At 39.6% G+C, this 12,730-nt stretch carries 13 protein-coding genes and 1 pseudogene; 5 read left to right on the top strand and 9 right to left on the bottom strand.

The window, feature by feature from the left end; genetic code table 11:
* On the top strand, positions 1-587 hold a 587-nt coding region (locus tag L655_RS0112025; RefSeq protein WP_024603875.1), incomplete at its 5' end, for an IS5 family transposase.
* Between the two features lie 29 nt (positions 588-616).
* On the opposite strand, the pseudogene L655_RS0112020 reads toward L655_RS0112025, so the two are convergent.
* From L655_RS0112020 to L655_RS0112005, 4 genes and pseudogenes are all read right to left on the bottom strand, one after another.
* Positions 617-901: pseudogene (locus L655_RS0112020) on the bottom strand (patatin-like phospholipase family protein); the annotation flags it as partial.
* Between the two features lie 128 nt (positions 902-1,029).
* On the bottom strand, positions 1,030-2,436 hold the full coding sequence (locus L655_RS0112015; RefSeq protein WP_024605143.1) for an alanine/glycine:cation symporter family protein: 1,407 nt from the start codon (positions 2,434-2,436) through the stop codon (positions 1,030-1,032).
* 126 nt (positions 2,437-2,562) lie between these two features.
* Positions 2,563-3,474, bottom strand: a complete 912-nt coding sequence (locus L655_RS0112010) for an arginine deiminase-related protein (RefSeq protein ID WP_024605142.1) — start codon at positions 3,472-3,474, stop codon at positions 2,563-2,565.
* Positions 3,471-4,544, bottom strand: coding sequence for an ornithine cyclodeaminase (locus L655_RS0112005; RefSeq protein WP_024597587.1), 1,074 nt, complete (start codon positions 4,542-4,544; stop codon positions 3,471-3,473). The genes L655_RS0112010 and L655_RS0112005 overlap by 4 nt, the downstream gene beginning before the upstream one ends.
* Before the next feature lie 171 nt (positions 4,545-4,715).
* Between L655_RS0112005 and L655_RS0112000 the strand changes: the two genes are divergently transcribed.
* Positions 4,716-5,147, top strand: coding sequence for an Lrp/AsnC family transcriptional regulator (locus L655_RS0112000; protein ID WP_004334897.1), 432 nt, complete (start codon positions 4,716-4,718; stop codon positions 5,145-5,147).
* Between the two features lie 229 nt (positions 5,148-5,376).
* Here L655_RS0112000 and L655_RS0111995 read toward each other — a convergent pair whose 3' ends face one another.
* The 3 genes from L655_RS0111995 to L655_RS0111985 form a co-directional block, all read right to left on the bottom strand.
* A complete protein-coding gene (locus L655_RS0111995) occupies positions 5,377-6,390 on the bottom strand; it encodes a patatin family protein (protein WP_004334895.1) in 1,014 nt (337 codons plus the stop codon).
* 283 nt (positions 6,391-6,673) lie between these two features.
* Entirely contained in the window at positions 6,674-7,663 is a 990-nt protein-coding gene (locus L655_RS0111990; RefSeq protein ID WP_024605141.1) for an LLM class flavin-dependent oxidoreductase, read from the bottom strand.
* Positions 7,664-7,804: 141 nt separating this feature from the next.
* The gene (locus tag L655_RS0111985) at positions 7,805-8,548 is read right to left on the bottom strand and encodes a siderophore-interacting protein (RefSeq protein WP_024605140.1); all 744 of its coding nucleotides are present in this window, start codon (positions 8,546-8,548) and stop codon (positions 7,805-7,807) included.
* Between the two features lie 295 nt (positions 8,549-8,843).
* Here L655_RS0111985 and L655_RS0111980 point away from each other — a divergent pair, with 295 nt between their 5' ends.
* From L655_RS0111980 to L655_RS0111970, 3 genes are all read left to right on the top strand, one after another.
* The gene (locus L655_RS0111980; RefSeq protein WP_024605139.1) at positions 8,844-9,263 is read left to right on the top strand and encodes a MarR family winged helix-turn-helix transcriptional regulator; all 420 of its coding nucleotides are present in this window, start codon (positions 8,844-8,846) and stop codon (positions 9,261-9,263) included.
* Between the two features lie 81 nt (positions 9,264-9,344).
* Entirely contained in the window at positions 9,345-9,758 is a 414-nt protein-coding gene (locus L655_RS0111975) for a S24 family peptidase (RefSeq protein ID WP_004334808.1), read from the top strand.
* Complete coding sequence (locus tag L655_RS0111970; protein ID WP_024598178.1) at positions 9,746-11,005, top strand: Y-family DNA polymerase; 1,260 nt, start codon at positions 9,746-9,748, stop codon at positions 11,003-11,005. Before L655_RS0111975 ends, L655_RS0111970 begins: the two co-directional genes overlap by 13 nt.
* 20 nt (positions 11,006-11,025) lie before the next feature.
* Here the strand turns inward: L655_RS0111970 and L655_RS0111965 are convergent, their stop codons facing one another.
* Together L655_RS0111965 and L655_RS0111960 are read right to left on the bottom strand one after the other, a co-directional pair.
* Entirely contained in the window at positions 11,026-11,487 is a 462-nt protein-coding gene (locus L655_RS0111965; protein ID WP_010552920.1) for a hypothetical protein, read from the bottom strand.
* A 454-nt stretch (positions 11,488-11,941) separates the two neighbouring features.
* Positions 11,942-12,730, bottom strand: a 789-nt coding sequence (locus tag L655_RS0111960; RefSeq protein WP_024604753.1) for an IS66 family transposase, incomplete at its 5' end; no start/stop codon positions are given.

Below are 12,730 nucleotides of genomic sequence, written 5' to 3'. Positions count from 1 at the left end.
CTATCTACAGACGGTTTAATTTATGGTCCAAAAAAGGGATTTTGAATGAACTGTTTCGCGCATTATCTCGTGATGCGGACATGGATTGGGTCTTCATTGATGGCAGTATTGTCAGGGCTCATCAACATAGTTGCGGTGCAAGAACTGCTGACAATGAATCAATTGGAAAGAGCCGAGGTGGAAATTCTACGAAAATTCATCTTGCAGTCGATAGCGGAGGGTTGCCTGTTTATTATGAATTATCCTGTGGAAATACGCATGATATCGTCCATGCAGAGTCACTCGTAGCTAATTGCCCAACAAGTAATATGGTTGTCGCAGATAAAGGCTACGACAGTGAAAAACTGAGAGCGTTTGTTCGTGATAATAACGCTACACCCGTTATTCCACGTAAGGGCAACAGTTTAGTAGGCAATGAAGATATTGACTGGTGCATGTACAAATATCGGCACTTGGTTGAGAATGCATTTGGCCGTATTAAGCAATATAGAGGGATAGCCACGCGGTATGAAAAGCTTGAACGAAATTATCATTCAATGCTCGCTTTAGCATTTACTATGATGTGGCTACCAATGTGGGCTGATTGATATATGTACTACAAAGATCAACAGCCCCTAGAGTACCTAGTTTGCGAATACGATTTTGCTAATCGCTCAATGGCAACAACGGGATCGTTTTGTGCGAAACACGCAGAGCGAAAAGCGCCAGCAGATGACCCAATTAAATTAAGTGGTTGGGTGCGGTTTTTAAAAAATTCACCAAAAATATATTTATCTAAGCCAAATAATGTAAACCATTTAGGACCGCCACTTGCACCTAAAAAAGAGGTGAAAAGTTCAGGTTTAACGCCCTGTTCGTTAATAATTTTAGCCGCTGTTTTCCCTGCGTGAATCTCGATCATCTAAAAAATTGTGCCTTTTATTTTGGTTGCTTCTGTTATTTTTGCAACACTAAAAGTGAATATTTATGCAAAGTAAAAAGCGGTTCTATGTTGCCATAAAACCGCTTTTTATAGTTAAGTGTGCTGAATTAGTCCCAAATGCAGTCTTCGCATTTGCCCTGTACTTTTACATCTTTTACTTTAAATTCGGGCTCTAAACCTTTGTCTCTTTGTGCGTGGTAATCGCTCGTGACAGACAAAATAGTCGGCGTTAACAGTATAATAGCGATAACGTTAACCACTGTCATTAACCCTAAGGCAATATCGGCTAAATCCCAGACTTCTTTTAATGTGGCCGATGCGCCCCACAACATCATTGATAAATAAAGCAAAGTGTAAATGCCGCGCCCTACTTTGTTGTCGAGCTTAAATAAGTGCAAGTTGCTCTCTGCATAGGCGTAGTTTGCCACTACCGATGTAAAAGCAAATAAGGTAATAGCGGCTGCTACAAAGTAAACACCACCTTGTGCTAAGTGAGCAGTCATGGCGCTTTGTGTTAAACGAATGCCTTCCATTTCGCCGCTTATGTCTATATCGGCTAATAAAATGATCACCGCGGTACAGCTACACAGTACTATTGTATCGAAAAATACGCCTAGCATTTGTATGTAACCTTGCGTTACAGGGTGATTAGGAATTGGGCTGGCACTTGCTGAAGCATGCGGCACACTACCTGCACCGGCCTCATTAGAATATAAACCACGTTGTATACCGTTTTTAATGGCTGCGCCCATTGCACCAGCCCCAGCTTCTTGTAAACCAAACGCCGATAAAAATATATCTTTAAGCATGGCAGGTACTTGCGTGAAATTTATAATAGTAATAATTAGGGCTGCAAGTACAAACACAATGCCCATTATTGGCACAACACGCTCTGCAAATCGGGCAATTGCTTTAAAGCCACCGAGTATAATTGAGCCGGCTAGTACGGTAATAACCAGGCCTGAATAAAATGTAGGAACTTCAAACGCGTAATTAAGTGCGTCGGTAATTGTGTTAGTTTGCATTGCGCTAAACGTAAAGCCGTAACCTAAAAACAAACACGCGGCAAACACAATTGCGAATGCTCGACTACCCAAACCTTGTTGAATATAATACGCAGGGCCGCCTCTAAACTCGCCGCCACTATCTCGCACTTTATATACTTGCCCAAGTACGCTTTCAGCAAAGCCTGTAGCCATACCCAGTATGGCTATTACCCACATCCAAAATATTGCACCGCTGCCGCCAAGTGAAATTGCCACAGCCACACCGGCTAAATTACCAGTGCCTACTCGTGCGCAAAGCCCTGTACACAATGCTTGGAATGATGAAATGTCGTCTTTTTTACATTTGCTACTGCCTTTTAAAAGGCTAAACATATGTTTAAATTTAAGTATTTGAATTGCTTTTAGTCGTACTGAAAACCATATCCCTGTAAACAAGAGTATATAAATAAGTACCTGACCTTCTCCCCACAAAAGGTTGTTTACGCTTTTGACGACGGTATCGAACATTGCTAATTCCTTCTTATATTTTTATATTAGTATCCTGTTGCGGATATAACGCCTTTTGCTTACGACATCGACTTAAATTTTGTACTAATAAGGCAGCCATACTTTTTGCTGCCTTAAAACTATACATTATTTGTTTTGCAAATGAACTCCTGCAATCATGCATCTAACTGATCCACCAGCCGACTCAATGGTAGGAATCGGTAACGGTACAAGCTTAGCCGTTTTTTGTATGGCTGCTATTTGTGCTGTTGTGAGCGCATTAAATGCTGTTTGCGATAACGCTAAAATACGGCCATTGTCACCTTGTAACTCTATGGCGTTACCACAAAATTGATTAATTTGATCAAGTGATAAATCAATTACTTCGTGGTGGCTTTGTAAAAAATGAGTAACTAGCGCTTTACGCTCCTCACTTGGCACCATGTTTAAGCCAACCATTACAAACTCAGTTGCAACGCACATTAATACATTAGTGTGATATACCGCTGTACCTTTTTCATCATATGCATTAAATATAACGGGTTTTAATGCGAGCAAATTACAAACTGTATTAACAACCGATTGAGTTGTTCTTTTAGATTTTGCTGCATAAGCCAGTTTATATTGATGATCGAGAACCAGTGAGCCCGTACCTTCCAGGAATGAATTTTCTTTCGCTAAATGCGCATAATCAGTCACAACCGTCACTTTATAGTGATCCGTTAAAAAATCAATAATATCTTTTCGATATTCTAACCTTCTGTTTTCTACAAACATTGGGTAGATTATTAATTCCCCACTTTGATGAGTAGAAAACCAGTTATTTGGAAACACAGAGTCGGGAGTCTGTGTTTGCTCATCTTCAAAAAGGTGAACTTTTACCCCTTCATTTTTTAATAATTTTACTGCATTTGTGACTTCGTTATATGCTTGTTCACTTTGATTTGGTGCTAAGCATTCACTTTGAAATGCATTGTCGAGCATTGTTTGTGGGTTAGACGTAAAGTGATGCGGACGTACCATAACAACCGCACTCGGAGCTTGATTTACGTGGCTCATGCTACGTGCTCTTGTGCTGATGTTTGCTCTGTATTAAGTACCGAAAACAAGTTGCGCGGATCGGCTTGCTGTGTAATTAAATCGAGCAATGTAAATTCACCGCTTTTAATAAGTTGATCGCGTATAAATACAAGCGCTGTAAAGTCTTCGCTCGCAAAGCCTACACCATCAAAAATAGTTAACTCGTCTTGGCTAGTACGGCCAAGCGATTGCTTATTAACGACTTTATGAAACTCAGTTACAACAAAGCTTTCACTCATTTGTTGTATTTCGCCCTCTATTCGAGTTTGTGGCTCGTACTCTACAAATACATTAGCGCGCTCGAGTAATTTAGCATCTAACTCTGTTTTACCTGGGCAATCGCCACCTATTGCATTAATGTGCACACCTTGTGGGATCATGTCGTTTGTTAAAATTGTAGCATTGGTTTTATCGGCAGTGCAGGTTGTAATAACGTGCGCACCTTGCACAGCTTCCTGTGCGCTATTACAAATAGTTACGTTTAACCCGTAAGCACTTAAATTAGTAAATGCTTTTTTAGACGCGTTTGCATCTATATCGTATAAACGAATATGTGTTATGCCCAATACAGCTTTAAATGCCAGTGCCTGAAACTCAGACTGTGCCCCATTACCAATTAATGTAAGTGTTGTTGAGTTTTTTGGTGCTAAATACTTAGCCACCAGCGCCGATGTAGCCGCTGTACGTAGCGCTGTTAGTAGGCACATTTCGCTGATCATTACCGGATAACCACTATCTACATCGGCTAAAATACCAAATGCAGCGACTGTTTGAAGTTCTCGAAAGGTGTTTTTTGGGTGACCGTTTACATATTTACAGCTGAACATCTGGCCATCACTCACAGGCATTAGCTCTATTACACCCTCTGGTGAGTGTGCTGCATAGCGAGGTGATTTATCAAACTCTTTCCAACGGGCAAAGTCGGTTTCTAATTTATGTGTTAGCTCTAACAAAACGTTTTCGATACCTAAGCTATTTATAAGCTTAGCCATTGCCTGAACGCTAACAAACGGAACGCCTTGTTTTGGCTGTGCTATAAAATGACTCATGTTGAAACCTCTTAAATAAATGTATTAGTTAATTTAAAACAAGTTTAGCGAGGCCGCATGCTATTTAATATGGCAATTAGTTATACAAATTTTATTAATTTTTATCACTTTGCTATGCAGGTATATACAAATTGTGTATTTTAGTAGGCCATGCTCTAAAAGGTTTGATTTATGACTCCCTATATTTACGATTCCCTTGATAACGCTTTAATTGCTGAATTACGAAAAGACGGTCGCGCCTCTATCTCTGCTTTAGCAAGTTCTTTAAATGTGTCACGCGGGACAGTGCAAAATAGATTAGATCGATTAGTGAGCTCAGGCGCTATTTTAGGCTTTACCATAAGGGTGCATGAACACATAGAAACCGAAGCCGTTCGTGCAATTATGATGGTGGAAGTGATTGGTAAATCAACTTCTCAAGTTATTAAAACTATGCGTGGTATACCCGAACTTACAAAATTGCACACTACCAATGGTGCTTGGGATTTGGTAGCAGAGATACAGGCCGCGAATTTAAGTGAGTTTGATGGAGTACTTAGGCAAGTAAGAGAAATAGACGGTATTTTAAATAGTGAAACGAGCATATTACTCTCATCAACTTAGGTTTATTTTTAGGTTTAAAATGACACCCATTTATATTATTTAAGTGTTCACAATAATTTTAGCTAATTTAAAAATTTAGAATGACACCCATTTATAGTTTTAAAGAATTGAAGCGCCAGAATCTAGGGGTTAATAAACATACAAATTTAGGTGGGTGTCATTTAAATGAAGAATAGTACTGCAATTTTAAGTTGCAGTACTATTTGCAATCTAGGTACAAGAATTTGGTTTAATTGTAACTATATTCGCTTTGCGTATAGTTATGCGTGTTGCTGATCTCGAATTGGCTTTGCTGTGCTAAATAAGATCGACCTGCAGCCAAGCCTAATTTATGATCAAAGCGTAAATCGTTATTAGAGCTACCTAATAATTTGCTATGCAGTTTTTCGTTTGCAAAAATTTGGATTATTTCTACATCATCTGGTGGATTTGCAATAAACTCAAGCTCATCTAAATAAGCCTTCTCGTGCTGTATTAAGTAGTCTAATGTTTTTGGACAATAACCCGATGCTATAGCAAATGTTCTTAGCTTTTGTACCCATGCAGATTGCGCTTGAAAGTTAGCGTCAACCGTTCTTATTACCACAATTTTACGTGCACCTCGGTTGTAAGCTTCACGTACAGGCAATGGTGCTGCTAAGCCGCCATCGAGATAAAAATCAGCTTGTGTTTTCTCTTCGACCAAGTGAGCTTCGTTCGCTGCTTTTGCATCTAACCAAGGGGTCAATTTTACGCCTTGTTTGTACAAAAATGGCAGTGCGCTTGACGCCTTTAAAAGATCACGCCATTGATTATCTTCACCTGTTGGTGATAAATAATACGGCTTTCTGTCTCGTGCATTTGTTGCTGTAATAAGCAGTTCACGCTCACCTAAACTGGTTTTTGCCGTTTTAAAATCTATGGCTCTTTTTACTTCAGTCGTTTTGTCAAAGTACCAATCTAGGTCAACTATGTGCTTACCCATTAACCCACGACCAAGCTGAAAAAAACGCTTGTTACGCGAAAGCCCTCTAATTAGGCGTTTAGCATAGCCTTTTTGACGAGCTAAGTAGCTAGTTAGGTTTTGCGAACCTGCAGAAGTGCCAATAAATAAATCAAATGGGTCGTAGCTTTGCTCTAACCACGCATCCAGTACACCGGCTGTAAATATCCCTCGCTGTCCGCCACCTTCAGCAATCAGTGCAACTTTTGGCTGCGCTGTTTTGTTAACTGAATTAGCTGTTGCGGTGTTTAGAGAGTTCACGGTGTACCTGCCTTTAATTTTATGATGTCTGGTTTAATAGCTACATTATAAAAAACAAAAGTGATATCTTAAAATTGATTATTTAAATCAGTTCAATTGAAAAAACAGAACGGTATATAAAGCAAAATATGTACTAAAAATAGAAATCAAATTTACTTTTAATATTTAAATAACAAATACAGACATCACTTAAAGTTAATAAAATGAGTTAAAAAAGTTTAACTTTCGATGATGTCTGTATGTTAACAAGCCCAGAGTGTACGCTTGCTTAACTAACTATATTTTAGTGTTTTATTTCCATTAAAATTTCGAGTGCACGGTGGCGTTTTTCACTATCGAATACATCATTGGTAAATATAAACTCATCAACTTCTAGCTGTTTAGCTATAATCTCTAACTTGTGTTTAATACTTACATGTCCGCCTACTACGCTTAGGCTTAAAAAGTTCTCTACATGGGCGCGCTCTTGTTCGCTCCATAACCCGTCCATGCTTTCAACAGGTGGTTTTAGCCACAGCTCATTACCGCGTATAAGTTCGAGTACACGTTGCTTAGAAGTAGTCGACAAGTATTGCGCTTCATCGTCGGTGTCTGCTGCCACTAAAGGCAGTGCAAGCATTACGTATGGCTTATCAAGTACGCTTGATGCTTTAAATTCGCGCTTATACAACGCTATTGCATCGTGTACAAAGCGCGGTGCAAAATGCCCTGCAAATACGTACGGTAACCCTTTTTGCGCCGCTAGTTGCGCGCTAAATAAACTCGAGCCTAATAACCAAATCGGAACGTTTGTGTCCTCCCCCGGTATAGCACGTATAGGATGCGTACCATTGTAAGGACCTAACAATGTTTGCAGCTCAGTTACTTCACCTGGGAAGTTTTCTGCACGGCTCATATCGTTATTTAGTGCACGACTCGTTACGGGGTCGCTACCTGGGGCACGCCCTAGTCCTAAATCTATTCGCCCAGGATATAAGCTCTCTAATGTACCAAATTGTTCAGCAACAACTAATGGGGAGTGGTTTGGCAGCATAATACCGCCTGACCCAACGCGTATCTTTTTGGTATTACCTGCAATGTGACCAACCAAAATTGAAGTGGCCGCACAAATTATACCTGGCATATTATGATGCTCAGCAAGCCAAAAACGGTTAAAGCCAAGATCATCTGCACGTTGGGCGTATTTAGTACTTTTATGAAGAGTGTTAGTAACGCTGTCCCCTTTAATCATGGGGGCAAGTTCTAATAACGAAAAAGGAATGGAATTCAACAAAATAGTAGCTCCTAAAAATGCATGCTAACAATGTATTACATCATTAGCATAAAACACTTAAATGGGTCTGCTATTAGGTCAATTCAAGTTACGCAGTGGTATTAAAGCAAAATAGGTATATGTTATTTTGCTCTAAGGTATTCAAGCAAGCTGTGCATCACGTTGGCGCAGCTCTTTATAGCCTTCTGAATCCACGCCTTTTTTCCAATACCCTGAGGAAACAATACTACCGCGTGGTATATTAAATTGCTCTGTTAACAATGTCTTTGCTTTACGAACAAGCCCAGCTTCCAATGCCATAAATACAATGGGAGGCTCTGCTGTAATGTGCAAATTTTGAAGCGCGCTAAGTAGCGCTTCGTCAGCATTGTCGGTAACAAGCCAATTAACATCGCGGCTTGTTTCTAAATCAATAATGTCTTTTTCGGTGGGTACATGTACAAAGGCATCAATTTTTGAAAATAAAGGTAATTGCTGTATATACCCCTTTATTGCATTTACCGATGTTAAATCCCCTAGCAACACATAATGCGAATGCCCATAATTATCTAGCTTTTTAGGGCCTGGGCCTGCAATACCTACCTCATCACCTACTTTTGCAATTTTAGCCCAGTCAGTTGCCGGACCTTGGTGCATATTTATAACAAAATCAAGTGTTAACGCGCCTGTTTGTGCATCTACATGCCTTATTGTGTAAGATCGCATACACGCTGTTTTTAAGTTAAAATCTACTTCACCATTTTTTGGGATCAGTACTTTTACATAGTTACCAATGTGCTGTGAGGTTAAGTCGTTAAAATCATCAGAGCCTACAACAATGCGTTGTAGGTGTGGTGTGATTTGCTGCGTACTTAATATGTTAGCTTTGCGAATTTGTTTACCCATGCATTACCTCGTTTTACAAAACTTGGACTTTAATACCAACTTGCATAAATCTTTGATCAATTTAACGAATTAAATTGCACTATAACGTTGTTAAAAATTTTTTATTTAGAACAACTAGATACAAAAATTTTAGCCTAGTTCTAGCGTAATTTTCTTAACGTTAAATAGACCCCATATATAAGCAGATTGGTATAATAATTGGCTGCTATAAAAGCAGACATTGCACAACGCCCCGTTGGTTGATAAAATCAACTATAACAAATTAATTGACTTTGTCAACTATATTGAGAGTTTTATGAATACACCTTTATCAAATACGCTATTTGAATTGATGCAAAATTACCGCGTTACAATTCGTGAAGCAATTAACGCAGGCGAACTTGGTATTAATGCTATGCACGTACGCTGCATACATATTATTGCGAGCGTAAATAACTGTACGGCTAACGATATTGTTACTAAAACGCAGCGCGACAAAGCGCAAATAGCACGTTTAATTAAAGATCTTATTGGCTTAAATTTAATAAATAAACAGGCAAGTGAGCACGATAAGCGCTGCTTTATTTTGTCGCTCACAGAGCAAGGTAAAGTTCTTTTTGATAAGTTATTAGCCTCAGAGCAGAAAATAAATAATCAAATGTGTAAAAACTTAAACCCTCAGCAAATCAAAGACTTTTTAGATATCGCACAGCAAATGATCAAAAATATGGATTGATCGGTTATACATTTCTTGGCATAACTTACACAAAACGCATATACTGTACACTTATACAGTATATGCGTTTTAGGTTGTGTTATGTTTGTCATTCCCATTTATATAGAAGCAGGCGTGTGTGGTTTTGAATCCCCCGCAGCGCAGTACACCGAGCTAGGTGTAACCCTTGATGAGCTTTTAATAAAGCACCCAAATGCTACCTTTATTGGCCTAGCATCGGGTAACTCTATGCAAGAAGTCGGAATTTTTGAAGGGGACTTATTAGTTATCGACCGTGCAGAGCCTGCAGAAAATGGTGACGTTATTGTTGCTAACTTAAATGGTCTTTTTGTATGCAAGCTGCTTGATAAAACCAATGCACGGCTGCTTTCAGCGTCTTCTTTACATAAGCCTGTACAACTCACCTCTGCAGACGAGTTTCAGCTCGAAGGCGTAGTAACGCTATCAATAAGAATGCACAGGCAAAGCCCAGAGTTACTAAAATGTATGCCTTAGTTGATGCTGTGTCGTTTTATGCCAGTGCCGAAAAAGTATTTGACCCTGCTATTCGATCAAAACCCGTGGTTGTACTTACCAATAACGATGGCTGTGTATGCGCTATTTGCCCTATTGCTCGGCGCTTAAATATTCCTAAATTTGGCCCGTACTTTAAAGTTAAGCATTTACTTGAGCAAAACAACGTTGTTATTCGCTCTAGCAATTACGAGCTTTATGCTGATTTAAGCGACAAAATGATGAATATCATCGCTCGCTTTTGCGATACACAGCACATATACAGTATTGATGAATCGTTTTTGCACTTTGATGGCTACACATCATTAATTAAAGACTGGCATGAATACGGTCATACAATAAGGCGCACAGTATGGCGCGAAACAAAGCTTCCTGTAGGTGTAGGTTTTGGCCCGACCCCTACTTTAGCAAAAGCCGCTAACCATGCCGCTAAAAAGCTCAGTGGTTTTAATGGTGTTGCAGTAATAAATAGCGAACAAACTCGCCAAGCTATTTTACAAAGAATGAGCTGCGAAGATGTGTGGGGAATAGGCCGCCGGCTAGCTAAAAAACTTAAAATAATGAATATACACACCGCCTGGGATCTTGCTCAGCAAAACCCTAGAGCAATGCGCCGTGCATTTAGTGTGGTTGTTGAACGCACAGTAAGCGAGCTTAACGGGATAACATGTTTAAACTGGGATGATGTACGACAAGATAAGCGGGAGATTTATTCAACCCGTAGTTTTGGAGAGCGCATATGTGAGCCAACAGCACTTAAAACAGCGCTAATTAACCATGTAACCACAGTGGCTAATAAATTAAGAGCGCAACACTCGCTCACTCACCAGCTTTATATTTTTGCAGCCAGTGGCGCGCACGAAAATAGATATTATAAAAAGTCTTTTGTGTATAAGTTCCCCTCACCCACTAACGACACCTGCGTGATGGCTAATGCTGTATCTGAGGTATTTAATAAGATTTACCAACCCGGTATACGGTTTTATAAATGTGGTGTGGGTGCGGTAGAGCTAATATCAGAACAGTTTCAGCAAAATGACTTATTTAATAAAAGCCCTGATAATCCAAAGCTTATGCAATGCCTAGATACAATCAATAATCGATACGGAAAAGGGATGCTAAGCCTTGCAAGCAGTAAATTAAATGACCGATGGCACATGAACCGTGATTTTTTATCGCCGCAGTACACTACACGTTGGCGCGATATTCCTAAAATATACTGCGAATGATTTACTACTTAGTAGATGCTTTATTTGCTCTCGTCTGCTTTTTTAAATGTGCACTCTACACTAGGTTCGCTTAACGTGTATTTTAGTGTGTTATCAGCTAAAAATTTGATACTTTGACTGATTGTTTTTTCGTTTGCAGGGTTTTCACAACGGCTCATTCTTAAACCGTTTTCAAGGCCATCACTTTTGTATTTAAGCGTACTGGTTATAAAACAAAAGTTTGGTTTTTTAATAGTGCGAGTACCATTGTGGAGCGATCCAAATACAATTTGCTCTCCAAGTTTAAAACCTGCACTTAAATCACTTTCGTCTGTTAAACTCAAATCGCTATTAACGCATAACCCTGAATTGGTCGACACAACTTCGTATGCCCCCAATTTTGACTTTAAAAACGGTATAAATCGTGTTTTATTGCTCGGCTCAGAAAAAGCATTTGCACTTGTAAAAGCGACAGTTAATAAAGCGAGTGTTAAATATTTCATTTCGTGGGTATATCCTCGTGAGTCAGCGTGTTAAATAATAGCAAAATGCCTAATCACTTAGCTTTTATAACTTTTAACAACTATAACAGAGATTTACTATAAAAGGAGAGAAGTCGTATTACAGGAGCAAGCCCGTGAGTAGGACGCGGAAGCTTTGCTCGGTTTTTATTATTCTTACATGGATGTAAGCCATTAGAATAACGCAGGAGCAGTTGTCGAGCCCACTAGTTTACAAATCTCGCGCCGCGATTAAATCCTTCTTGGATTGAACAAATTCAACTACCAAAGGTAAACATGCCCTAGATACTCATTACAAACCATTTTGTTGTTAAGCACTTTATTTAATACGTACTTAAACAACAAAACGATTTATACCAATGCGCTTAATTGTAAGGGTAAATTGAACTCATTAGATTGTTTAACTCGTTATACGTGAGCGTCTAGCGAACTACACCTATGTTTTAAAATTCCAGGGTAACAAGCTGTCGATATCGGGCTCAGGCTGGCACAGTTCATCAAGGCAAGCACAGATGTAATTAAATGGGATTAGACCATTTATCTTGGCGGTTTCCACAATGCTGTAAAGGGTGGCACTAGCATGGGCACCGTTAGCCGTTTGGCTAAATAACCAATTCTTTCGGCCTATCACAAACGGTTTTACCGCGCGTTCTGCTCTATTATTATCGATGCTAAGTCGGCCATCATCAACATAGCGTATGAGCTTGTGCCATTGATTTGCCAGGTAATTAGCTGCCTCTATCAGTTTGCTGTTCCCCACTAAATTTGGCTGATCCTGCTCAAGCCATATTTTTAGCTTGCTAAGAATAGGCAGGCTAACCTCTTGTCTTGCCGTATATTTGTCATCCACACTTTTATCTTTGATGCGTGACTCAACGCCGTACAGTTTTTGGATAAGGCTCAATACCACATCCGCTTTGCCGGTTTTGTTTTTACCTTGTAGCTTTTTCGCGTCGATAAATTTACGACGAGCATGCGCCCAGCAGCCAATTAAGGTTGCCTCTGTTCTGGCATAGGCTTGATAGCCATCCACGTGCAAGTACCCTTGATATCCATCAAGATAATTGACCACGCAGGCGGCCGCGCGACTATTGTGGAAGTCGTAAAGTACGATATTAGGGATGGGATTATTCGGGTCTGGTGAATCTCGACCCGAGCAATACACCCACATGTAACTGTTTACTTTGTCCGATTTCACCACCTTTAATGGCGTTTCATCGGCAAA

Origin of the sequence: Pseudoalteromonas sp. TAE79 (genome assembly GCF_000498015.1) — a bacterium.
GTDB lineage: Bacteria > Pseudomonadota > Gammaproteobacteria > Enterobacterales > Alteromonadaceae > Pseudoalteromonas.
Note: the sequence above shows the minus strand (reverse complement) of the source record. Positions and strands in the feature narration are given on the sequence as shown.